The sequence below is a fragment of the Enterobacter sp. RHBSTW-00593 genome (genome assembly GCF_013784105.1).
Taxonomy (GTDB): domain Bacteria; phylum Pseudomonadota; class Gammaproteobacteria; order Enterobacterales; family Enterobacteriaceae; genus Enterobacter; species Enterobacter ludwigii.
Map to the genome: position 1 here is coordinate 3,703,648 of NZ_CP056393.1, position 22,369 is coordinate 3,726,016.

The 22,369-nt window shown below is 50.2% G+C and carries 33 protein-coding genes and 1 pseudogene; 13 read left to right on the forward strand and 21 right to left on the reverse strand.

What is annotated here, in order from left to right:
* Positions 1 to 10 precede the first annotated feature (10 nt).
* From HV242_RS17700 to HV242_RS17790, 20 genes and pseudogenes are all read right to left on the reverse strand, one after another.
* Complete coding sequence (locus HV242_RS17700) at positions 11 to 1,315, reverse strand: phage portal protein (RefSeq protein ID WP_181616817.1); 1,305 nt, start codon at positions 1,313 to 1,315, stop codon at positions 11 to 13.
* Positions 1,315 to 3,051, reverse strand: coding sequence for a terminase large subunit (locus HV242_RS17705; RefSeq protein WP_063624116.1), 1,737 nt, complete (start codon positions 3,049 to 3,051; stop codon positions 1,315 to 1,317). Before HV242_RS17705 ends, HV242_RS17700 begins: the two co-directional genes overlap by 1 nt.
* On the reverse strand, positions 3,051 to 3,548 hold the full coding sequence (locus HV242_RS17710) for a phage terminase small subunit P27 family (protein WP_181616818.1): 498 nt from the start codon (positions 3,546 to 3,548) through the stop codon (positions 3,051 to 3,053). The genes HV242_RS17705 and HV242_RS17710 overlap by 1 nt, the downstream gene beginning before the upstream one ends.
* 157 nt (positions 3,549 to 3,705) lie before the next feature.
* Positions 3,706 to 4,056, reverse strand: coding sequence for an HNH endonuclease (locus HV242_RS17715; RefSeq protein ID WP_181616819.1), 351 nt, complete (start codon positions 4,054 to 4,056; stop codon positions 3,706 to 3,708).
* Positions 3,968 to 4,649, reverse strand: a pseudogene (locus HV242_RS17720) (hypothetical protein). The gene HV242_RS17715 and the pseudogene HV242_RS17720 overlap by 89 nt, the downstream one beginning before the upstream one ends.
* On the reverse strand, positions 4,631 to 6,088 hold the full coding sequence (locus tag HV242_RS17725) for a glycosyltransferase family 2 protein (protein ID WP_181616821.1): 1,458 nt from the start codon (positions 6,086 to 6,088) through the stop codon (positions 4,631 to 4,633). Before HV242_RS17725 ends, HV242_RS17720 begins: the two are co-directional and overlap by 19 nt.
* Positions 6,089 to 6,103: 15 nt before the next feature.
* Positions 6,104 to 7,042 carry a hypothetical protein gene (locus tag HV242_RS17730; RefSeq protein WP_181616822.1) on the reverse strand — a complete coding sequence of 313 codons (939 nt, stop codon included), beginning with the start codon at positions 7,040 to 7,042 and terminating at the stop codon, positions 6,104 to 6,106.
* A 333-nt stretch (positions 7,043 to 7,375) separates the two neighbouring features.
* Positions 7,376 to 7,663 carry a hypothetical protein gene (locus HV242_RS17735; RefSeq protein WP_181616936.1) on the reverse strand — a complete coding sequence of 96 codons (288 nt, stop codon included), beginning with the start codon at positions 7,661 to 7,663 and terminating at the stop codon, positions 7,376 to 7,378.
* A 32-nt stretch (positions 7,664 to 7,695) separates the two neighbouring features.
* Positions 7,696 to 7,887, reverse strand: a complete 192-nt coding sequence (locus HV242_RS24330; RefSeq protein WP_249417851.1) for a hypothetical protein — start codon at positions 7,885 to 7,887, stop codon at positions 7,696 to 7,698.
* Positions 7,838 to 8,113: a hypothetical protein gene (locus tag HV242_RS17740; RefSeq protein ID WP_181616823.1), complete on the reverse strand. Its 276-nt coding sequence runs from the start codon at positions 8,111 to 8,113 to the stop codon at positions 7,838 to 7,840. Before HV242_RS17740 ends, HV242_RS24330 begins: the two co-directional genes overlap by 50 nt.
* A 7-nt stretch (positions 8,114 to 8,120) precedes the next feature.
* Positions 8,121 to 8,750, reverse strand: a complete 630-nt coding sequence (locus HV242_RS17745) for a glycoside hydrolase family 19 protein (RefSeq protein ID WP_181616824.1) — start codon at positions 8,748 to 8,750, stop codon at positions 8,121 to 8,123.
* On the reverse strand, positions 8,750 to 9,031 hold the full coding sequence (locus HV242_RS17750) for a phage holin family protein (RefSeq protein ID WP_116363844.1): 282 nt from the start codon (positions 9,029 to 9,031) through the stop codon (positions 8,750 to 8,752). Before HV242_RS17750 ends, HV242_RS17745 begins: the two co-directional genes overlap by 1 nt.
* Entirely contained in the window at positions 9,018 to 9,404 is a 387-nt protein-coding gene (locus tag HV242_RS17755) for a phage holin family protein (protein WP_096152268.1), read from the reverse strand. Before HV242_RS17755 ends, HV242_RS17750 begins: the two co-directional genes overlap by 14 nt.
* Positions 9,405 to 9,515: 111 nt before the next feature.
* The gene (locus HV242_RS17760; RefSeq protein ID WP_181616825.1) at positions 9,516 to 9,671 is read right to left on the reverse strand and encodes a DUF3927 family protein; all 156 of its coding nucleotides are present in this window, start codon (positions 9,669 to 9,671) and stop codon (positions 9,516 to 9,518) included.
* A complete protein-coding gene (locus HV242_RS17765) occupies positions 9,668 to 10,093 on the reverse strand; it encodes a tellurite resistance TerB family protein (RefSeq protein ID WP_181616826.1) in 426 nt (141 codons plus the stop codon). Before HV242_RS17765 ends, HV242_RS17760 begins: the two co-directional genes overlap by 4 nt.
* Before the next feature lie 273 nt (positions 10,094 to 10,366).
* Positions 10,367 to 11,149 carry an antitermination protein gene (locus HV242_RS17770; RefSeq protein WP_181616827.1) on the reverse strand — a complete coding sequence of 261 codons (783 nt, stop codon included), beginning with the start codon at positions 11,147 to 11,149 and terminating at the stop codon, positions 10,367 to 10,369.
* 27 nt (positions 11,150 to 11,176) lie between these two features.
* Positions 11,177 to 12,556, reverse strand: a complete 1,380-nt coding sequence (locus tag HV242_RS17775) for a replicative DNA helicase (RefSeq protein ID WP_181616828.1) — start codon at positions 12,554 to 12,556, stop codon at positions 11,177 to 11,179.
* Entirely contained in the window at positions 12,553 to 13,434 is an 882-nt protein-coding gene (locus tag HV242_RS17780) for an ATP-binding protein (protein ID WP_181616829.1), read from the reverse strand. The genes HV242_RS17775 and HV242_RS17780 overlap by 4 nt, the downstream gene beginning before the upstream one ends.
* A gap of 15 nt (positions 13,435 to 13,449) precedes the next feature.
* Complete coding sequence (locus HV242_RS17785; protein ID WP_181616830.1) at positions 13,450 to 14,361, reverse strand: helix-turn-helix domain-containing protein; 912 nt, start codon at positions 14,359 to 14,361, stop codon at positions 13,450 to 13,452.
* 12 nt (positions 14,362 to 14,373) lie between these two features.
* Positions 14,374 to 14,601 carry a helix-turn-helix transcriptional regulator gene (locus HV242_RS17790; RefSeq protein WP_181616831.1) on the reverse strand — a complete coding sequence of 76 codons (228 nt, stop codon included), beginning with the start codon at positions 14,599 to 14,601 and terminating at the stop codon, positions 14,374 to 14,376.
* A gap of 108 nt (positions 14,602 to 14,709) precedes the next feature.
* Between HV242_RS17790 and HV242_RS17795 the strand changes: the two genes are divergently transcribed.
* From HV242_RS17795 to HV242_RS17845, 13 genes are all read left to right on the forward strand, one after another.
* A complete protein-coding gene (locus HV242_RS17795) occupies positions 14,710 to 15,375 on the forward strand; it encodes a LexA family protein (RefSeq protein ID WP_044257027.1) in 666 nt (221 codons plus the stop codon).
* Positions 15,376 to 15,571: 196 nt separating this feature from the next.
* Positions 15,572 to 15,784, forward strand: coding sequence for a hypothetical protein (locus tag HV242_RS17800; RefSeq protein ID WP_181616832.1), 213 nt, complete (start codon positions 15,572 to 15,574; stop codon positions 15,782 to 15,784).
* A complete protein-coding gene (locus HV242_RS17805; protein ID WP_181616833.1) occupies positions 15,784 to 16,002 on the forward strand; it encodes a hypothetical protein in 219 nt (72 codons plus the stop codon). The genes HV242_RS17800 and HV242_RS17805 overlap by 1 nt, the downstream gene beginning before the upstream one ends.
* A gap of 62 nt (positions 16,003 to 16,064) precedes the next feature.
* A complete protein-coding gene (locus tag HV242_RS17810; protein ID WP_181616834.1) occupies positions 16,065 to 16,451 on the forward strand; it encodes a S24 family peptidase in 387 nt (128 codons plus the stop codon).
* Positions 16,452 to 16,558: 107 nt separating this feature from the next.
* On the forward strand, positions 16,559 to 16,750 hold the full coding sequence (locus tag HV242_RS17815; protein ID WP_181616835.1) for a hypothetical protein: 192 nt from the start codon (positions 16,559 to 16,561) through the stop codon (positions 16,748 to 16,750).
* The gene (locus HV242_RS17820; protein ID WP_181616836.1) at positions 16,743 to 17,108 is read left to right on the forward strand and encodes a hypothetical protein; all 366 of its coding nucleotides are present in this window, start codon (positions 16,743 to 16,745) and stop codon (positions 17,106 to 17,108) included. Before HV242_RS17815 ends, HV242_RS17820 begins: the two co-directional genes overlap by 8 nt.
* On the forward strand, positions 17,101 to 17,355 hold the full coding sequence (locus HV242_RS17825) for a hypothetical protein (RefSeq protein WP_181616837.1): 255 nt from the start codon (positions 17,101 to 17,103) through the stop codon (positions 17,353 to 17,355). Before HV242_RS17820 ends, HV242_RS17825 begins: the two co-directional genes overlap by 8 nt.
* A 25-nt stretch (positions 17,356 to 17,380) precedes the next feature.
* The gene (locus HV242_RS24550; protein WP_458309220.1) at positions 17,381 to 17,548 is read left to right on the forward strand and encodes a ParE family toxin-like protein; all 168 of its coding nucleotides are present in this window, start codon (positions 17,381 to 17,383) and stop codon (positions 17,546 to 17,548) included.
* The gene (locus HV242_RS17830; protein ID WP_181616838.1) at positions 17,545 to 17,958 is read left to right on the forward strand and encodes a hypothetical protein; all 414 of its coding nucleotides are present in this window, start codon (positions 17,545 to 17,547) and stop codon (positions 17,956 to 17,958) included. Before HV242_RS24550 ends, HV242_RS17830 begins: the two co-directional genes overlap by 4 nt.
* Positions 17,959 to 18,061: 103 nt before the next feature.
* On the forward strand, positions 18,062 to 18,373 hold the full coding sequence (locus tag HV242_RS17835; protein WP_181616839.1) for a hypothetical protein: 312 nt from the start codon (positions 18,062 to 18,064) through the stop codon (positions 18,371 to 18,373).
* A complete protein-coding gene (locus tag HV242_RS24340; RefSeq protein ID WP_000050710.1) occupies positions 18,363 to 18,572 on the forward strand; it encodes a hypothetical protein in 210 nt (69 codons plus the stop codon). Before HV242_RS17835 ends, HV242_RS24340 begins: the two co-directional genes overlap by 11 nt.
* A complete protein-coding gene (locus HV242_RS17840; protein ID WP_181616840.1) occupies positions 18,527 to 19,699 on the forward strand; it encodes a site-specific integrase in 1,173 nt (390 codons plus the stop codon). The genes HV242_RS24340 and HV242_RS17840 overlap by 46 nt, the downstream gene beginning before the upstream one ends.
* Positions 19,700 to 20,062: 363 nt before the next feature.
* Positions 20,063 to 21,304, forward strand: a complete 1,242-nt coding sequence (locus tag HV242_RS17845) for an integrase (RefSeq protein ID WP_181616841.1) — start codon at positions 20,063 to 20,065, stop codon at positions 21,302 to 21,304.
* A gap of 63 nt (positions 21,305 to 21,367) precedes the next feature.
* On the opposite strand, the gene HV242_RS17850 is transcribed toward HV242_RS17845, so the two are convergent.
* Positions 21,368 to 22,249: a hypothetical protein gene (locus HV242_RS17850; RefSeq protein ID WP_181616842.1), complete on the reverse strand. Its 882-nt coding sequence runs from the start codon at positions 22,247 to 22,249 to the stop codon at positions 21,368 to 21,370.
* Positions 22,250 to 22,369: the final 120 nt, after the last annotated feature.

The following is a 22,369-nucleotide window of genomic DNA, read 5'->3' on the forward strand; positions in this document are numbered from 1 at the left end:
GAAAGTGCTCCTAAGCGGCCTGTTTCAGCGGAGATTGTTCAAAGGAAATGTCAGGGAATACGTGGTTATGCAGCTCTCGCAGGGCAAGGGCCTGAACAGCAGGGTTGCTGCTTTCGAGATTTTTCAGTTGCGTCAGGTTGAGCTGAACAGTGTAAATGTCGCCCCCTTCAATCGGCGGCATGTTCTCAAGACGACGAACGTCATTACGGGACATCCAGCCATTTTGAAGCGCGCTGGTATAGTATGCCGCGCGACCGGCACTATCGGCTCTCAGTAGACCTTCAACGGAGAATTCCGCAAACACTTCGTCATCGCTGTCGAGTAAGCACCGGCCAATTTCCTGCTCAATATTCACCAGCAGCGGTCGAAGTGTATGAGTCAGAAACTGCAGGTTCATACCTTCCAGGCTTGATGCCCAGCTGCTTTGTTTTGTGGTGTGGCCAACCATGAAAGGCGGCACGCGAAACCAGCGGCAGATTTCCTCAATGCTAAATGCGCGGCTTTCGAGCATCTGAGCATCTTCCGGGTTCATGGTCACGCCCTGGTACGTTAAGCCACCCTCAAGCACCATGATCTTCCCGGCATTTTTCGAACCGGTAAACGCCGCCATGTAACCGCGAAGTTTTTCACGTTGGGTGTCATCCAGAGCTTTATCAGAAGAGAGGAATCCTGAACTCTGCAGGCCCTGTTCGAATATCTTCGCCGCGGACTCTTCAACCGCCATTGCTGAACCGATCACATCCCGGCCTGTCTTCATCGGCATCATGCCGCAAACGCCATCCAGACCGAACCCGCGAATGTGCATGATGTTTTTGACCGGAATAACGCGCTCGTTGCCATTTTCAGTGTATTTGTATTCCAGCGCCCCGGTAGTAAGACGTTTAACCACCATGTTCTGCGGCAGCAAAGGCACCAGGGAAACCAGGCGATTCGCGATGAATTTCTTCTCAATGAAGGCATTCCCGCGCAGGCAGATACTGGCGACCACCATCAGCATAAAGCGGGATGGTGTCATTTCTGAATTGGGTCGGCGGCACAGTATCGAATAGGCCGGATGGTCGGTTGCTACTTTTCGTGAACCGTCAGGCTGTCGTATGTATATTTTCAGCGGAAGGGTTGAAATAGACTCGCTCAACAGTCTTACGCATGCCCACACAGCCGATAGCTGGATGGCTTTATCGGCTGTTACCACCTTCCCGCTGCTGCTGGTGCCAAACCATTCCTCCCAGAACGTGCCGGTAGTCAGGCTGATAGGCACACCGAGCCAGTTAAGCAGAGCGCTTTTCACCCTGCCTGGCTGTTTGTTTTTTTTCATCAGAAACCTACCATGATGGGATTATTGAAGAATCCGGAGAGATCCTGCTGGTCGTTGCCACCGTTAACCAGAACGCGGCTCATTGCTGTGAACAATGCCGCCGGGCCATCAATCTTGGCCTCTGGTGTGGACTTGTTCGGGAAAATGTTCTCGTTCCGGTCAGGTTTGACGGTTACGTTTGACATCATCCAGTTCATTACCGGGTGATCGCTGTGATGGAAGCGGCCACCGTATACCAGTGCTTCGACCTCTTTCATCGCCTCAGAGAAATTGCGAACCGTCTGCGGCACTTCCACCAGCGGCAACCCTTCTTCTGCCAGCGCGAGGCTGAACTGCGTGGCACTCCACGGGTCGAAGCCAATTTCTTTCAGACTCTCACCAGCAACCCACTGTTGCAGCTCTTCCTTAATCTGAGCATGGTCGATTACATCCCCGTCGGTAAGGATCAGTTTGTCCAGCTCAGCCCACTTACGATAAAGCTCTGCCATCTGGCGTGAACATTTCTCAAGGCGTCCCTCCGGCAGCCAGAATTTGAAATCCGCATGAACGTGTCCACCTGGCGCGCGCCATACTTTGGCGGCCGCACAGATATCAATTTTGTTTGAAAGGTCTACGCCCACCCAGGAGGGATAGGTTTTAAGTTCGTGCTGCGGAGCGATAAACTCGCATTTCTCCCATTTCATCATGTCCATCCAGGCAGACTCAGCCGTAACCCAGATATTCATGTGCTTGGTGAAAAAGTTAATCCTGGCCGAAACCTGCTCTTTCGCCTTTTTAGCCAGGCGGCGCAGATCATCCCAGCGCTTACAGATACCCAGCCCCGGATTCGCCTTCTGCCAGACTTTTTCATCAAAGGGGTCGTCACCTTCATCTAATGTGTAGATGATGGCAAAAAACGTATCGTCTTTTACCAGCCCACGCAGAACCTTGATGGCGTAATCACGCAGTTCGTAGCAGATACCCTCTTTGTTAAAGCCGGCGGTGGTGATACCGAAAAGCAACGACTGCAGGCGCGCGCCAGTTGCCGTCTCCAGAACGTCCCATACATCACGGGTTTTATGTGCATGCAGCTCGTCGACAATGGCGCAGTGGATGTTCAGGCCGTCGAGGTTGTTCGCATCTGATGATAATGGCTCGAATTTGGAGGCCGTTTGCTCCTGGTAGATAGCGAGCTTGTTGAATTCGAAGAGCCGCCCAAGAGTGGCTTTCGCCTTCTTGACCATATTCTTCGCATCTTCAAAAACAATTCTCGCCTGGTCACGGGTGGTAGCGGCGGAATAAACCTCCGCACCGCCCTCGCCGTCGGCCCCAGCCATATACAGCCCAACGCCTGAGCAAAGTGTTGATTTGGCATTTTTACGGGCCACCTCAACATCTGCAGTACGGAAGCGCCGAACCATCACCGGACGACCGCTGCCGTCGTTACGCAGGACGGTTTCTCCCGTTTCTTCGTTAACCAGCGGGATAACAAAACCAAAAATATTAATCAGGATGAAAACATGCCAGTCCATCAGCTCAATAGGCTGGCCTGCCAGCGCGCCCTTTACGTGAGGCACAAACTTATAGAAATTCAGGATGTGCTGCGCGCGCGGCTCACTAAAGAAAATTCCGCGCTCTTCGCCGTGTGCCAGATCGTCAAGAAAACGCTGACAGGCAAGGCGCACAAACTCACAGGCAATTATTTCCCCCGCCACGACCCTCTCGGCGTAGCGGATGCCTTCTGCAACCTTAGCCATTAATCCCTCGCTTTCATAAACTCGGCCAGCGGGTCAACCGCATCAGGACCTTTTGCATTCACTTTAGAGCGGCTGGCTGGCGTCATGCCGAACTCACCGAGCATGGCGCGCAGACGTTTCCAGGCATCAGCTTTCATGATGGCGGCCGGGTGAGCCTTGATCATGCGAATCTCTCGCTCTTTGCCTTCGTCTGGCTCTTCGTCGCTATAAACGGCGTAGGTGTAGCCTTCTCTCTCCAGCGTATCGCAGTGATGCCGGTACTCGGTGTAAACCTCAACCAGAAGCTCAAGCGCTCTCGCGTCAAGCTGCGACATGACGCCAAGCGCATCGAGCTCTTCAGCCATACGCCTGAACCAGTATTTACCCTGCTTGTCGAAATACTTCGGCGTTGGGGGTACCCCAGCAGCGGGCTTTGGTTCGTTTTCGTTGATCGGGCGTTTTGATGGGTTACCCCTCACCAAACGTAGATGGGTCGGGGTTTTCGGTGGTCCAGACATAATCGAAAACTCCTATTAATCATCGAATGGGGGACCCCATAAAAAAGTTTTCTAACCTGCGGCGATGTGAAAAGAGGTTAGGCGGCGGTCCTTTGGCGCGTCGTTCCTGAACTTTCAACCCGCCCTCCCCCTCGGTCGATTCAAATGAGAATTGATGTCATTTGAGTCTTTCGACAGCTGTTTTCGCCCTGTGGCAGGGCTTGCAGAGGCTTTCAAGGTTGGACAGGTCATCGGTCCCCCCATTTGCTTTGGCGGTGATGTGGTCCACCGTCTCAGCGGGTGTATACCTTCCATTTCGCAGGCATTCCTGACAGAGGTGTTTATCCCTGTCGAGTACGATTGGGCGCAGCCTGTCCCACTTACTGCCATAACCGCGCTGGTGCCTGCTCTGTCCTCGCTGATGCTGCTGCCAGCCTTCGTTAAGATGCTTGTGACAATAGCCAGATCGGTCTGTGGTTGTTCCAGGACAGCCACGCTTCCGGCATGCTCTCGGTATTAACGCAGGCATCAGGCCAATCTCCACGCCCTGCGGCGTTCTGTTCGTGGTGCTGAGTCAGGGTGACACTCGACTGATTCAAAGTCTGCATGGTCCACCAGCGAGTAACACGGATAGACCACTGCACCGCCCCAGGCATCACCCACGGCATAATCAGCGGGCTTACTGTTATCCCATCGAGACAGCACGCGGTTGATATGTTGCGGAGGTACGCTATAGCACACCCCGTGTATCAGTCGCGGCAGAGTGATGTAGTCAGCCTGAGTTTTATCAGCAACAATCAGCCGCTCGGCTATCTGCATTTGATACTGCGGTGGTCGGCCTGTACCGAGATAAAAACTCACCAGAGAATCAGGGAAGCGGTTTAGCCAGTGACCAATCACCTGCTCAGTAAGACTGCTTGAAGGCTGAGCATCATCTTCAACAACAATTACCCGGCATGTTTGTTCTGCTGCCCACTCAAGCGCGCGTCGATGATTCCAGTTCGCGCCATGGTCACCGTCATCAATCAGCACATGAGCATTCAGCATCGCAGCAAGCCGTTGCGCATGCCCTAAGCGAGAGTGATGGCCAACCACAACAAACTTCACTTGTGTTTCCACCATGCGGCCTCCTTACCGATACCATCAGTTTTGAAAACGGTATGTACCAGAGGGCCGGTGACCAGCCTGTCAGCGAATGACTGCGCGACAATACCGAACGCCAGCATGTCACCCACCGCGGCGCCAGCCTGTTCTTTCTTCCAGAAACGATAACTCTCGATCCGGTAGTAAAGACGGATGATGCCGTGAGCGAACGCCATTACATCAGCGCGGGTGCCACCCAGCAGACCAGCGTTAAGCATCACATCGCCGTGGTGCGCTTCAATGAATTCCTGATAGATACGCTCAGGATGATTCTGTTTCGCCCAGGTGTCGGCGTATGTCTTCGGTTCAGAACCGACATATACCTTTCCGGGCTGCATTTCTTCCCACGGCGAGCGAAGCATTTCGACATCGGTACCATCGGTACACCAGACGAACCGGTATTCAGGGTGATCGCGCAGGTGTTGCCAGATATGCAGCCAGCGCCGGAAATAGACATTCATCTTCACGTCAGGGACGCGATGAAGTTCAACATCTGCCGGGACTGTCTGCAGTTCATCCACCAGCGCGATACGTCCACACTGCCGGAGTGATGCGGCCCATTTAGCCAGCATGTCAGGGGAGGCCGTCAGTTTGGTGCCCCGTTGCGGGTCCGGCTGACTGGTGAGCAACGTTGTGATTACCACATCGAGTTGCTTCCGGTATTCAACGTAACCGGTATACCCGGCATCGCGTCGTTCGTTGTGGATCTTCACGTTACGTTCCACCAGCGCAACACGGTCAGGTTTCGGCACTGAACGCTCCACTGCTTCATGCTCATCGAGGGAATGAATCAGCTTGTCTGAACCGAGGACATCAGCGTAAGCCCACGTAGTCAGTCCAGCGTTATGGATGCGCAAGGCGAGGTCGCTGTGTTCGTACATGCCGCGACCATAAACCGGATCGAATCCGCCCACCCTCTCGATGGCGCTACGGTGGTAATACAGCATCACGCCGCGCTGTCCGGTGTACGCCACATGCTGATCGTCACGGTAAAGCACCGAAAGGTCATTCAGCTTATTGCGACCAGCCAGATCGAGAAACTGGTAAGCCAGGTGTGGCTCGGGTGATTCGATGTAGGGAAGATGCCAGTTGTCGGCGATGGGCCAGGCATCATCATCCCACAGAAAAAGATGCTCGCACCCGGCATCCATCAGGGCTGACAGGCTGGCGTTCTTCGAAGCAACAATGCCGAGTGAAGTTTCATGGCGAAGCAGCTGCACGCCGTGGGGAACTACCGCTGCAGGTTTTGAACCATCATCTACAACCACCACCAGCGCGCCGGCGGGAAGATGCTTCATGTGCTGCTCGAGTGCACGTTTTAAAACGTCTGCGCGCTGATGTGTTGAAATGGCAATGCCGATCCGTGAAGAAACGACACTGGCTGGAGCGTATGGGACACCATCAATAGTGACCTGCATAAAACCTCCAGCCATTTAACGCTTTATTGCATTGTGAATAGAACCGCCGGGACGCACTTCTTTCCGCAAATACTGTTCGATTTTTTCGCTAATAAGGCGGCCTAATACTGTCTCATCGCAAATGGCTGGCACCTTGAGAGACATTAATTCATCCACCATCTCCTCGGTGTACTCTGTTGCCTCAGGGGTAAGATAACTGGAAACTACAGCATGAACTTTTTCGCGAATTGTTTTATCCGCTCCATCAACATTGATACGCATGTTGCAGTTGTACTTAATGTGGCCGCCGGTATCAGTATCGACTTTTGCGCTAACGGCAGTGTCTGGTTGAATGAAAGCATCCTTGATAAATACCCGTCCACCCTTCATGGTAAATGGGGATAAATCAGCAAGCGCCTTGCCAAATTCCTTCGTCAGACGTCTGTGCTTGATGTGTTCAACAGCATCGCGAATTTCATCTGGCGTATAGCCTCCTTCAATAGCTACCCAGCGATCAGCCAAGAAAACCACCGCTGTTTTATCTGCTGGAAATCCGCCAAATACTTCCTTAGACCTCTGCTTTGCTTCATCAAGAGCATTAGCAATCAGCTCCTGCCTCTTCATATCGCTACCAATTTTGTATCGCGGAAGAGTGTAAACAGCCGACAGCTCACCTAATGCAGCATCAGGCGTTTTTGTAGGTTCTTCGATCTTCCCCATTCGCCAGGCCACAGAACCATCAGCCCGATGACCAACGATTTCGCCATTACCGTAACTGACGTGGCCACCTTTCGGTTTGCGCTTATCTTTCACGCGCAGATGTTCAGGGAAGAAAGAAGCATCCCCCCAAACTGTATGGCGGCGGCCTTTCAAGTCGTAGTGTGCGCTACCTGCAGGACTTTTGAGAATCAGTCCGTCGTCGGTCATTGTTACGCGCATACCCAGCATCGCCTGCTGCAGCGATAAATATTTCATGAGGTATTTCCTTTTAGGCGTGAGCCTGTCGCACGGCAAAGCCGCCGAAAGTTAACGGTTTGCCCAGGCTCACAGCTGAAAGACTTTCTTTGATGTGCGCGTGCGATGCGCAGATGTATTGCAGAGTGGCTATTTGTTTTTGAGGCGGGCCCAGAGCATGCAGCCGTTGAGGGTAATTGACACCACCAGCAAGCTAAGGAACGCGGTGGGCAATGAGTAAAAAATTAAAGATGCACTACACATGTCCTTATCCTCTGGTGGGTATATGGATTGTTTTATCCGCTGGTGGAGATAACCATTATCAAGCCCACCAGCGGGTGAGCTTTGTAATGGCTACTTCTTCAGGAAGGATTCGATAAACTCACGCCGTGGATGACGATAATTCAGAATATCGTCTGGCATTTTCATAAAGCGGTTATTGCTGTCTTTGGCAGTAACAAAACAACTATGAACGCCACAGACATTGGTTTTAATCGTGTCATCATACTCAAAAAGCAACTCAGCCATTTTTTCTTGCCATTCTGGTGACATCGCCTCCATGAATACTCGTGGCATCACGCAGAATGACGCATATGTCAGGCCAAACCACAGTTGCAGGTCTTTACGATACTCTTCATCCATCGTCTTTACCTTTGTTGCATTAAAAAGCCCCGCTATTGCGAGGCTCTGGTTTCTTTCTGGCAGTTCGCCTGCCACGCTTTGTTATGCGCCAGGATGTCTTTCTTCGTCTGACGGTCAAGAACGTCGATGTCGTGATTAGTCAGGTAGATAATCCGAGTCCACAGGCAGCCCGTATCAACTACTACCGGGGCGGGTGAAGTTTTCGCGCAGCTCGCGATCAACATCGTTATCAGGCATGTGATTAACAGTTTGCTGGGCATTACTGGCCTCTTTAGTGACTTCAGCTTTACGTTCTGCCACCGCAACGGTCGCCGCTGCGTTCTCTTCGGTGCGCTGCTGATCTGCTTTCGCTTCTGCTTTGCTTGAGCCGCGAATATGTCCCAGGCCGAAAGCGCCGGCGATGGCAGCAATTACTGCTGCAACAATCCCAATTACCGTTTCAAATCCCATAGTGACCTCACACCAGCACTGATTTCGCCAGGTTAAACAGCGCGCGGCGTTTATCCAGGCCGTTACGTCCGCCATTGATAAGCAGCGTGACGCGCTCCACGTCTCCGGAATGAAGCAGACAGCCGTGAGAGACATAGAACCATGCAGCTGAGCGAGCAGCATATTCATCCTGTTCCAGCAATTCAGGCTGGGTTACAAGGTCCAACTTCAGCGCGTGGCCACAGTTACGGTAATTACTGAGCCCGGTGATTTGCTTCAGGCCGCGACCGCGATATTTCCAGCCATCACCAGCAGCCTGGTTGCCAAGATTCTTTTTGCCCCACTCACCGCCGTAAACCAGATTGGCTATCGCTTTCTGATTTGCCGGTTGTGCTGCCGTTCTGCCGAGTGCGGCGGCCTGCTGCTGGGTAATGCGGTGGCTTCCGAAGTTGGGGACGAGGTTTTCCGCCGCATAGTTCAGGCTTTCCACCAACCGGGTATACCCGCCGGACTCATGCCCCATCTGTGCGATGAACATGGCCTGATCGAGCGGTGCCGTGATGCCGAATTCCTTCATGGCACCATCGATATGTGAAAACCAGCGCGAAGCGAGCCCGGCGCTAATGCCAGCCGCCTTTTGAAATTGTGTTTGATTCATTAGTGCCTCAGATGATCAACCAGGCGCGCAACGTTGCCTCTGACGGCCACCAGCACGGAAAGGAAAATAATGTTGGCCGCAATAGTGGCCCATGAGGAATGAGGATAAATGCCGCACAGATAGGCCAGCGGCACAGCACTGTACGTGACCGTAATCAGCCAGGCTAAACGTGAAACCCACGGACGGTGGCGTGAATCACCACGGCGATAAAACATCAGGGTAATCACCACCCCGGCGCATAGCAGAGCGTTTAATGTTGCAGTTGGATCATTTAGTACCACCTGAACCTCCCCGGCGCGTTATCAGCGCCACCAGCGAGCCGATATCCTGTTTGTTCAGAAACGTAAGGATTTGGACGGCCAGCGCAGAGACAATTACGGCACCGATGGCATCCAACGGCTTATCGCTATATTCCGTCCAGGATGCGAGTTTAGATCCAACCAGGCCAGAACCAAGAATGCCGACGATATACGACACGACGAAGTAGGCCAGCCGACGCAACACGCTCAGGTCAGCGGCTGTCGCAATGTAGAATACGGCGCCAGCGAAAGCGCCAAAAACAACACCGTAATCAGTACCGGTCAATAAGCCGTAGACGCTCGCCCCGGTCAAAGTTAAACCAGCTAACCCCGTGCCGGAAATTGGATCGGACATCGGTCCCCCTCAATGCTGTGAATCCTCTCAATATGAGGGGAAAGAAATGCCGTCGAAACGGCGATATGTATCACTCTGTCAAAGGCCATCTTGATGACCTTTTGCACAGTGTTATTTACTGGAATTAATCAGCGGACAGAGCAGCGCAATCACTCCGGCCACCAGCACGCCATCAGCAAGGATGGACATCATTTTGCTGGTGAAGTCGATAGCAACCACCAGGAACAACAAAATCCCGGCGGCTGCCCAGCGCAGTTTTCCGATCACAGGTACTGATCCAGTGGAAGCTGCAGGGCCTGAGCGATTTTCTTCAGCTGTTTCTCTTCTTCTTCACCGATACCGTCGTTGTCAGCAACATCGAGACACAGGCAAAGAACATCAACAGCGTCATTTGTACCCGCAACATCAGCCAGCTCGCGCAGAGCCTGAGCGTTGGCAGAGCGCGGGGAAGCTTCGTAACGAGCACGAATATTGCTGCTCATTTGTGCGATCTCACCGGCGAACGGCGCGAAGGCTGGCAGCGCAGAAATGGTTTTTTCCAGCGTGGCGATTTCTTTCGCGTCGCAGGTACCATCGGCATACGCAATGGAGTAAGCCCCCCATACCGTCGCCTCAACCGCATCGCGGTTTTCCATTTTTTTAACTTCAACAACGGCTTTACGTGCTTTCTTTCTGAAGATGTTGAACATAGTGACTTTCCTTTTAGCGGGTGAGCCAGCGCTCAGGAATGATCAGCCCACAGAGACAGTCACACCGACCGTTCCCTATGGCTCACCCCTGAAAGGCTCTGTGGTTGAATTGCGCCGAGCGTGGCGCGAAGAATTGCAGGCATAAAAAAACCCGCGCTGAGGCGGGTTTGATGTCGTGTAGGCGTAATATCCCACGATGGAAAGCATACAGGACAGTTTTATGCAAAGTCAACCCTAACGCGCAAAAAAATGTCGCCATTTGTTCCGATCACATCAATAAGTTGTTGCCTTCTCGAATTCTGCAGCAGCATGACGCTCACCCTGGCGCAAAGTGTCCACCAGCATTTCATAGAAGGGTTTCCAGTTGCGTGACCATGAGGACTGATGGAGGTCCGGGAGACGCTTCAGAATGGCGCGGTGTACCGTCGCCGAGGAGATAGCAGAGAATCCATTGCCAGAGCAACGTTCACACGTTTTGAAAACCGGTGCGCCGCGGTCTTTAGAGGCTTTGCGGTCCAACACTTCGCCTTTACCGCCACACCTGCATCGGGCAAGGATCAATTTCTTTCCTCCGCATGTTCCGCAAACCCTTTTCACCAGCTCATTTTTAATCTTCGGGGCCACCACTGCAGCACCGTCAGCGTCGAAAATACCAGGGTGTTTAACCACATCCTCATTCCCGGAGATAAACCCGGTACCACTGCAGCTGTGACACGTCACGCTGGTGGCCGCCGAACGGGAGTATTCGGCAAAGGCAAATTGTGCCAGCATCTGCATGCACCATCCGAAATGGCCACCAGCTGCTTTACGAACATTTTTCGGCGCGACGTCCATCGCATAACGCATCAGCGCCTGAACTGCGAGCTGTTCATCCGTTTTGCTGATTCCCGCTTTACCGAAGAAGGCCGCCAGGCCGAAGCGTGCACGGCTGCTGGTGGTGCCAATCGCCGCCATTACATCTGTTCCTGTAAGGCGGTCCGGAGAGGTTCCTTTCACGTCGTCGCTGATGTGCATGCCCTGAGGGCTGAAATGTTTGAGTGATGCTTCCAGTTTCATACGGTTGCCCCCGCTGCCTTGATGGTTTTAATAGTCTGCATTGCTGGAATGCCTTTCTTTTGAGTAACGTCTGGTCTGGGCTTTCTGCTGTGGAGCCGAACGTTGCTTCGCTAACTCCTGGTCAATTGGGAGGAAGTGCCCGTTATAGAATCGACGGTAGATCGTGCCCAGCTCACCGTTGCGCTGTTTGGTCACGTTAATTTCCGCTATCCCCTTTGCTGGCGACTCAGGGTTATAAACTTCATCGCGGTAAAGCATCATGATGAGATCAGCATCTGCCTCAATCTCACCTGAGTTTTTAAGATCGGAGTTCATTGGCCGTTTATTTGGCCGAGTTTCGACACCACGAGAAAGCTGGCTCAGAGCAAGAACTGGCGTTTTGTTGGATTTAGCCAGGCGCTTAAGCCCTTTTGACACCTCACCGACGGCAAGGTCATATCGTGCAGTGCTTTCAATTTTGATGAGCGCCAGGTAGTCCACTACCACCAGCGCTATTTCCGGATGAGCCAGTTGTAAGCGGGTCGCAATTTGTTGAATCTGATCTACCGTCAGATCGGTGGAATCAACCATCCAGATACTTCTGCCCGTCAAGCGCTCTACACCATTGGTCAGCCTGGCCCAGTCTTCATCGTCAAAATCAGCGGCCTTTTTCAGGCGTGAAACCGACATGCCGCCGGCAGCGGATACCATCCGCTCACCGATCTGGATATTTGGCATTTCCATGCTGAAGAACAGGACACCACGGCCCTGCTCGGAAACTTTGTCGATGATATCCAGAGCCAGCTCTGTTTTACCCATCGACGGCCGCGCAGCGATAAACACCAGGTCTGTTGGTTCAATGCCGCCAGTCTTTGCATCAAGCTCTTCAATACCCGTCATGAGGCTTCTGGCTTCTTCGAGCCCGCGGTTGCGTGCATCTACCCGATCCACTACAGCAGGAAGAATGTCGTCGATATGAACTGGCTGAACAGTCTTTTCTTCGAGAGAAATTGCGGCAATGCTGTTCTGTGCAGCCCTGAATGCCGATAAAGCCGCATCTCCATTGTGAGCACTCCGGAGATCTGCCAGCGCCCTTTCAATTACAGCTTCGGCATCGCGAACAGCTGCATTACGCTCCAGCGTCGAAACGTAGGACACAAGCGCCGACTTAGCCCATGCGATACGGCTTGAGTCCAGAATGATTGCGCTGTGCTTTGGCATGCTTTCGCAGAGCAATACAGGGTCGATAACACCGGCCCCTCGCGCCTGACGGCAGATCCCAGTGTAGATTTCCCGATACTGTGGTACCGAGAAGGCGCTGGCCGGAACTCTGGAGAGAATATCCAGTACCTCAGGGTCGGCACCACGCAGAAAAATCGCGCCGATTACCGCACCTTCCAGATCTTCATTTTTCCAGACAGGCGTCATGCTACAACTCCTGACGCGATAGCGCGGAAACTTCCCCAGCCAAATGCCAGACGGTTGCGGCCACCATCAGTAACCCTATCCACAATTCGCTCACCAATCGTCTCTTTCAGCTGGTCGAAGGTGAGATTGCTGATCAGGATTGTTGGCAAAATGCTTTCGTACCGGGCATTGATGATTTCCTGCAAGATGGTCATTTCAGTCGGGCTACCGAACTGAACCCCCACTTCGTCGATAATCAGCAGATCCAGTGAAGCAAAGCGCTCAATGACATCTTCCTCGGTCACATCAGCATTGTGGCGCCACGTGCTTTTCACAGCCCGGGTGAGGCGCATAACGTCGGTGATTTCCACTTTAGCGAGATGATCGCGAATGATTTTTTTCGCAATAGAAACTGCCAGGTGGTTTTTACCAGTACCGCAATTTCCGGTCATGACTAACCCGGTTCCGGCTTTCAGACGCTCAGGCCAGCTGTCTGTGTAACGCTGACAGGACGCGAGATTTTTGGCAGCATCCTGATTGATAGCTTGATAGTTATCGAATTCACATGCATCGAAACGTCGTGCGATCCCCGCATTGTCCAGCAGGTCGGCCACACGTAATGCACGCAGGCTGGATTCGATGTCCATAAGCTCCGCTTTCACACACTCCGGGCACTGGGAATGTTTAACATTGTCAACGCCACGATAGGCTTTTCCAGTGAGGGAAATGCGTTGATAGTCACCATGCTTTTCACAGGTGGCAGCGCGTACTTCGCCAGATTCCCCACTTCCCCACTGCCATGGTTTTTTATGCTCTACAGCGAACGCCAGTTCTTCACGAAGCCCTTCGCGCTTCGCCACCAGAGCATCCCTTTCTTCGCGTTGTTTAATACTCAGCATTGTGATTTCTCCTGCTTACCAGTTGCAGTCTGACTGGCCGTAATCTTGTTCACTGAACCCTGATACAGGGAGCATTCCGGTTCGTACGTTGCTTTTGCCTGCGGGAGGCTGCCATACCTCTTCGAAGTGCCGATCAGGACCGAAGAACGTTGCTGCTTGTTTGACGAACTGAGTCCCCTCGCTACCTGTGGCGCGGACATACCCGGCATAACGGCTTACGCCAGCCAGCATTGCCTCAGTGGTAACACCGTCTTTGATTCGAGCTTTCCAGGCTTTCCAGGCAGCGGCCTTGGAGTTACCACCAGCACGTTTTGGATATGCCTGCCATGCCTGCTCGAACTCGTTGGAATAGTTCTCTTTGGAAGAGCGGTTTTCAGAAGGGGCTTTCCCACGTGCGCCAATATCTTGTGATTCTTGTTTTGAATTTACTTGTGGATCATGTTTTGAATTTACTTGCGGATCTGGGGTCAGATTCTGACGGGTGAAAACACCATTTTTGTCAGATTCTGACGGGTGAAAAGCGTTTGAACATCCATAATTTGACGGTTCAGATTTTGAAGGGTCAGATTCTGAAGGGTGAAAAGCGTTAGCTCTGCGTTGCTGTTTCAGCGCTGCGACCTTGTCCCTCTCAACGCGCGCCAGAGCTTCGAGGCGATCGGCATTCAGGTAATAAAGGTTTGACGTGTTGCGATTACCTTTACGGCGGGATTCACGACGCAGCCAACCGGCAGACTCAAGTTCTGCAATAGCGGTTCTGACCGTGCTTTCCCCCAGCCCCAATTGGCGGCAAATGGTCTCAACACTTGGATAGCTGACACCATCATCATTCGAGTAGTCAGCCAGGCGAGCCATAATCACCAACTTAGCCCCCTTGATGTCATGCGCGGCGCATGCGTCCCAGACGTTTCCGAGAATTTTGCTGCTCATCTTGCCTCCACGCTAATCGGTAACATGTCCCGCTCCTGAGGTAGGAGGGAAAATATCCTCGATAGACAATTTTGTTCCATTTTTGCTTAATGCCTCTACCAGCTGGTGGCATGTTTTAATATCAGGAGAGCGCCTTCCGGATTCGTAATGGCCAATAGAACTAATCGTTTGACCAATTTCCTCAGCCAATCCCCGCTGGGTGAGATGAAGCGATTTTCTTAATTTTCTTAGGTTGTTCATGGTTCCTCCTCACAGGAGAATCAAATGTACATTATGTAGTTTACACAAGCAAACAAATTGTACATATTGTGCATTGAGGAAAACTACACAAGGTGTATTATTTAGGTCATGAAAAAACACTGGAACGAACTGGCTAAAACCAGACTAGCGGCGCTTGGTATGACCCAAGCAGAACTCTCTGAGAAGATGGGCGTAACTCAGGGGGCTATGGGGCATTGGCTTAATGGTCGGAGAAGTCCTTCGCTGGCAGAAGTTGGCGCAATATTCCAAATTCTCGGAATATCAGGAGCTTCAATAAACCCAGATGGGACCTTTACTGTTTCAGAGGACCTAACCTTACCGCCTGTAAAGCAACAGTATGAATACCCACTTTTCACTACAGTGCAGGCTGGTCAATTTGCTGACGTCGGAACTTTTACTGAACGCGATGCATTGCAATGGGTCCCTACAACCAGAAAAGCCGGACCGGACTCCTTTTGGCTTGAGGTAAGCGGGCATTCCATGACCGCCCCACCAGGAACGAGACCAAGTTTCCCTGAAGGCATGCTGATTTTGGTTGATCCATCTGAGGATGTTGAACCTGGAGATTTTTGTGTGGCCGGTATACATAATGATTCAGAGGTTACTTTTAAGCGTTTCGTTCGAGAAGACGGCCAGCCATGGCTAGAGCCGCTAAACCCAAACCCTCGATATCAAAGCATTCCTTGTAACGAGAACTGCAGGATAATTGGCAGGGTAGTTAAAGCCCAATGGCCAGAAGATACTTTTGATTAAACATACCACGCTATTAAAGGCCGCAACTATGCGGTCTTTTTTTTTGCCCACTAAAAATTTACGTACAAGCTGTAACTTATTTTCTCTTAACATTCATACACTTCGTACAAAATCACAAAAATAATGTACATTGCGTATAGACACATTCATGTACGTTTTGTAGTATTCATTCAACGGCAAATAACGGAGCCATGATATGAATATAGAAACGCTTAAATCAGAAAACGGCACTATCCATCAGTTAGCTATGGATATTGACCGTGTCATTAATGCTCTTGAATACGCAGAATCAGATCCAGAGGTTGCTTACAAACCCGCGGCATTGATTAAAATTTGCATCAATCAACTTAAAAAAAATCTCTCCACGATAAACCACGAATTGGGTTATGACTGGCCGGAGAATAAATAATGGATAATAAAACCGTTACTTTGAATAAAGAAGAAACCAGCAGAACAATTTTAGACTGGTCGCATGATGTGCGTTGCTGCTCATGTGCTTTATGGATTCTTTTGGAGAAAATGACGAGCATTGAAGAAGAAAGAGAGCACGCTCTAATTACTTTGGTCGTTGAGACATTAGAGAAATTAAACGAGAGCATCGCTGACTTCGATACCTATAAACTTTAAATAAACATTGAATTAATAAACACCTTTATTGGTGGGAGCAACCTTACCCTAAGGAAAAGAAAATGACTAATGCCGTCGCAATTAATCAGCCAATTAAAACGCCTCAAATGCTGTTCGGCTCTGACAACATTAATGACTTTGGCAACCGCGTTCAGAGCTGCAGGATGGAAGGTGACTCAATGCAGCCAACCATCGAACCCTGTGAGGTAGTGGCTTTCGTTGATTGCGGTGGCCGTGCGCTTACCCCTGGCATTTATGTTTATACGATGGATGCTTTCGGTCGCCCTTGCCTATTCATTAAGAGAATAGAGCCTTTAGCAGGAGGTGCATTGAAAATTATTTCTGACAACCATCATTACGAAACTTTCACTCTCAACGCTGATGAACAGAAAGATATCTTAATTCACGGTCGAGTAGTCGCTTCTTTAGCTGTGAGGAGATTCGTATGACTTTCATCATTGATAAATCAGCATACAGAACAGCTTGTCTTTATGCCGCCTGTGGTTACGAGATCATTGCCCGGCTTTACTTAAAGAAAGCATATGGGAGATAGAACATGTGGAACTCAAAAACGGCCGGGATAGATGAAATTCTTTTAGAAGCAGAAAATCTTAATACCATTCTGGAAATAGTCACCAGCAATAAAGAATTGAACAAAAAGCAAAAGGACTCCTTGCTAGGAATGGCTCTAACCGCTTCGGCTAATTTATTGTTCTGGTGTGAAGCAGAGGAAAAGCGCCGTGAATAATTTAATTAATACTTATCGACGCAGAATTTTAAAGGCAGCGTTATTGCGCCACCAGCGTAAAACAGGCAGTAGCTGCCTTGTTATTAAGCTCAACAAAGGCGGCATTAACACAGTCGAGTTAACAGAGATTCTTCTTGATGGATTATTACGAAAATTCGAAAGACTCGCGATTAGTGAGTACGGGAATGTCGAAGGCGTAAAAGCTATTAAGGGAATTTACAGCAGCGCTGTCGATGTTAATGGCAGTGGTGAGTTTCTTACGGATAGCGGGAAGGAATTAATAGACGAGCTTATTTCTGAGTTGGTGGAGTTCGTCAAAAAGCAGAAACCAGTTAATGCGGAGATCGGCAATGGCTAACCAACTAACAATGCTTTATCAGGGTGTGGAGATTTCCCGCCCCGTGTTGAACGTGGATCTGCATGTTCTCCCTGATTTTACCGGTCGGGTAGTCCTGCACATCGAGAACGGGAGGGTGATATGCGACCGCCGGCTGTTCGACGACGAGCACATTTGCTCACTGGCCACGTTTATCGAAATGGCACGCGAAATGGAGCTAAGAATTGAGGAGGTAGCTGGTGGCACTGACAGCGATACGAATTCCTGAGTGGGTTCACCTCAAAGCAGCCCACGTGTTAAGCCAGTTCAGGGCAAGGCGCATTCACCCATGCCGTATGCACGGCTCCGGTAATTTGAGCCTCAAGGTTAATCACCGCTGGCGGCTACTCTCCCGCGATGGAGGAAAGAACTGGGAAGTAATGAGTCACGAACGATACAGCAAAGTTAAGGACCGGAAATGAACGATAAACGCACCGTAAGCATGATTGACCTGGCATTACAGAAACACGATACGCCAGTTGGCCCACTGTTCGTGGCAGTACGCCACGGTCGTATCAAAAAATGCTTCACGCGAGATACGGCGATCCGCTATCTGGCTTTCTTCATGACCACCGAGGCTTTTGAACGTTCAGGTTTTCCACAGCGTCACCCGCGGGTACGTATTGATCGCGATGACATGGAGGTATGGCGAGACGGGGAAACAAAGGCTGAATATCTGGCCGCCCACGAGCGTTGTGTTCGCCGTCTGCGTCGCATCCTGACGCGTAAGCGAGAAATGGAGAAATGGTGTGAGAAATGGGACGCGATGCACGACCGCTACGTAAAAGATGTTGAGGCCCTTCAGTCCTGCAAACCTGACGGGGTGAAATGATGAAGCTATTCATTTTCAGCATCATTGTTTCCTTGCTGCTGGCGGCCACCGTTATCGGCGCGATGATTGAATATAAATTTTTGGTGAGGTAGCGAGGCGCTCAATGAATAAGCCAGTTTTAGAAATTATTAATCGTTGGACCCGTCTGGCAACGGAGGCCAAAGAGTTGGGGCTCGCCACCATTCCCATCGACCCGGAAAACATGTTGATGGTGCTGGGGGAACTGCCAGCCAGTTCGGCGGAAAAGTCCGCCGATTGCCAGAACGACTATCAGGCAGCGATCGACATCTTGCGCGACAGAGCTGCTCGCGAACTCGATGGTGGTTTTCGTGCTCATCACAATGCCCTGATTTATGCAGCTAATGAACTGGAAAATGCCCAAGCTTTCGGGCGGGAGGTCAGCCATGAGTCTTGACTGTGTACCCCTTTCTACGTACTGCAGGGACGCGGGGGAAACGGTTGAAGCCGTTAACAAACGGATACAAAGGGGGTTATGGAAAGAGGGTGTCCATGTATTAAAAGTCGATGGCGTTAAAGAACGCTGGATAGACTTAACGGAGGTTTCAAAGTGGGCAAGAAAGAACAAGGATCATTATCTCTCCCAAGAGGAGTAACCATTCGTCAGCATAAAACTGGCGATACTCTGGTGATCACATTCACCTACAAAGGGGTTCTCTGCCGGGAGCCCCTTTCCAGAATGGAAGCAAACGCGCGCGGCGTGAAGTATGCCGAGCGCCTGCTGGGGGAGATACAGAACCAGATCGCCGGCGGCACATTCGATTATGCGAAATACTTCCCCACCTCCAAAAAACTGGAGCTGTTCGGGGTAGTGAAGAAAACCAAAAATATTAAGTCCTACCTGGACGAGTATCTGAAAATCTGCCAGAACCGCAATCTATCGCCGTCCACCATTGGCGGTTATGAAAAGTGCCTGTCTGCGCTATCTGCGCTGCACAAAATGCATGTATCGGAACTGACCCCTGCGGTCCTCAAAAACTGGATCGCCAGCAGAAAAACAAAGCTGAAAACGATCAGGAATAACCTCTCGTTTCTGCGCAGTGCCATAGATGAAGCGGTGACAGACGGCCTGCTGACAATCAACCCGGTAACCCTAGTTAGCGCGAGTCGATACCACGTGATCGACAGTAGCCCGAATAGTGACGATTACGAAGTTGATCCGTTCACACCAGCGGAAATCAGCGCTATTTACCAAAGCTGCAGATATCCGGAATGGGAAAACCTGTTCCGTTTCGCATTCAATACAGGTTTACGCAGTTCTGAGTTGTGTGCTCTGCGCTGGCCTGATCTCGACCATATCGCTAAAACAGCTCACGTTCAGGCGGCAAGCGTTGTTGGCGTTCTGAAAGGTACCAAAACAAAAGCCGGTACCCGTAAAGTAGAATTAAACAGCGAGGCACTGACCGCGCTGCAGGCGCAGAAACAATTCACTTTCATGAAAAGCGAGTTTATTTTCAGCGATCCTAAAACGGGTGAGCCCTGGGCGAACGCCGACGCAATACGAAAAAAAGCATGGGTGCCAACCCTAAAAAAAGCTGGCGTTCGATACCGTAACCCGTACCAGACCCGCCACACATTCGCCACTAGACACATTAGCCAGGGCGTAAACCTTTTCTGGCTTGCCGGGCAGATGGGGCATAAAGGGCCGGAAATGCTGTTCCGTAATTACGGTAAATACCTGGCTGAATACGACGGAAAAACCGCCATTTCTGCAGCTCTGTAGCGTGGTGAATATTTCAAAATGTTGGACGGAATCAGGACGTTAGAGGGACCACGATATGCACGTAAAATGCACTTGAGGCCTTTCAAAAAAGACAAAGCATTAATATTCAATAGGTTAGGTATTATTCAGACACGGGTTCAACTCCCGCCAGCTCCACCAAAATTCTCCATCGGTGATTACCAGAGTCATCCGATGAAGTCCTAAGAGCCCGCACGGCGCAAGCCCTGCGGGCTTTTTTGTGCCCTGAATTTGTCCCGCGAAGTCTGATGCCAACTAATTAAATCCGAACCTTTTAGGCACCTTGTTAGGCACCTCATAAAGCTTTATTGTTTTTGAGGTGCCTAAAACTATGGAAACCCAGCAATGGCAAGACAAACCAAACCTCTATCCGTTAAAGAAATCGAATCTGCTAAACCCAAGGAAGCGGACTACGTTCTCTATGATGGCGATGGCCTTGAGCTACTTATCAAATCCAGCGGGAGTAAAATCTGGCAGTTTCGCTACATTCGCCCTGTCACCAAGAAACGTGCGAAGAAGAGCATAGGCCCCTACCCGTCAGTTACGCTTGCCGATGCCAGAAACTACCGGGCAGAGTCACGCTCTCTCCTGGCGAAACAAATCGATCCACAGGAACATCAGCAAGAACAACTTCGTAGTTCGCTTGAAGCTAAAACCAATACTTTCCAACTCGTGGCTGAACGATGGTGGGATGTGAAGAAAGCCAGCGTGACAGAGGACTATGCCGACGATATATGGCGCTCTCTTGAAAGAGATGTCTTTCCTGCAATTGGCGACGTTAGCGTTACAGATATTAAAGCTCACACACTGGTTCAGGCCGTCCAACCAGTTCAGGCCAGAGGAGCACTGGAAACCGTTCGTCGCCTGTGCCAACGCATTAATGAGGTCATGATCTATGCCCAAAACACAGGGCTGATTGATGCTGTTCCCAGCGTTAATATCGGTAAAGCCTTCGAGAAGCCTCAGAAAAAGAACATGCCCAGCATTCAACCGGATCAGCTACCTCAACTGATGCAGACAATGCGAACAGCCAGCATTAGCCTTTCCACACGCTGCCTGTTCATGTGGCAACTTCTTACTATTACGCGCCCTGCCGAAGCGGCTAAAGCTCTCTGGGAAGAGGTAGACATAGAAGCGCGAGAGTGGAAGATCCCTGCAGCACGCATGAAAATGAACCGCGACCATACTGTTCCATTGTCAGATGAAGCAATTGCGATACTGGAGATGATGAAGCCGTTAAGTGGAAATCGAGAATTTATCTTTCCCAGCCGCATCAAGCCAAACCAGCCGATGAACAGTCAGACCGTAAACGCATCGCTAAAACGCGCAGGTTTTGGTGGGGTGCTCGTTTCACACGGCCTGCGATCTATCGCCAGTACAGCCCTTAATGAACAAGGCTTTCCGCCTGATGTCATTGAGGCAGCACTTGCCCATGTAGACAAGAATGAAGTTCGTCGCGCTTATAACCGCAGCGATTACCTGGAGCAGCGTCGTCCAATGATGCAATGGTGGGCTGATTTCGTTATGGCTGCTGATCACGGAAATATGATTGGAGATGGCATTCGAGGTATAAGGCTTGTCGGCTAATACACGAATAAGCGCTTCATAGGGAGCGCTTATTCTTATTATCCAAATTCACATAAAAGATTACTACAACTGACTAGTTCTTTTTTTTCTGCTTACAGTGTCCTCGAAAGCCTGCCTCACACTTTCAACATTTGTAGACCATGATTTCAAAATAGTATCGGCTAAGGCTTCCTGACTGGTAGTTGGCATTCGGTATTTTTTATCCTGCTTATTAACATTCAATTTTGACTCCTCTATAAATAGCCACAAAGGTTCAATGAGAACATTCACCGCTGCAGCTTTACTTCTCCATCCTTCTTCAGGAGCCAAATCATTGATAAGTTCCACCAGTTTTTCCTGAATAGGTCGATACATTTCAGATTTTTTTATTCCACCGTTTCTTCCTGATCTATTCCTGGTAGATAAAAGTTTAGTTTGTTTATCTACAGAGATCTTATACCAAACCATCCCCATGCTTTTATCAAATAACTCAGATGCTTTTTTAAATGCTTCAAATGCAACATCCTCATTGTCTGATATAACTAATTCACCCCATTTATAGCACTTCTGTGCATACCTAAGGTGAAATTTAAAAAGCTCATCCATAGAGATATATTCAGGAATAATGACAGCAACATTATCTCTCAGAAGTTCAGCCTCCAATGTACTCCAATAACGTTCAATAAGCTTAGCTAACTCGATGCTTTTCTCATTTGATGGAAAGTCCTTATGAGAGTCACTGTAGCTATGCTCCTTCAAATAAGATGATGAATACAATAATATTCCGGGACCAAACTTCTTGGAGTTCCAGACCCGCTCTTTCATCATAGTCAACTCAGCCTGCATACCTGTATGTTTTTCATCCAGAATTTGGGCATGCTTGCTCCATTCACAGTCTTTCATCTCACTGGAGAGAGCACTGCGTTTTCGACTAATTTCTTCACTAAAAACTTTAATAGAAAACATTTAGCCCCACAATATCAACAAGTTAAACCTGTTAAAAATAAACCTTTGCTAGCCGTATTTTTTCGAAGAATCCTTGCAGCTATTCTTTGCTGGAACCAAACTGAGCTAACAAGAGGCAAA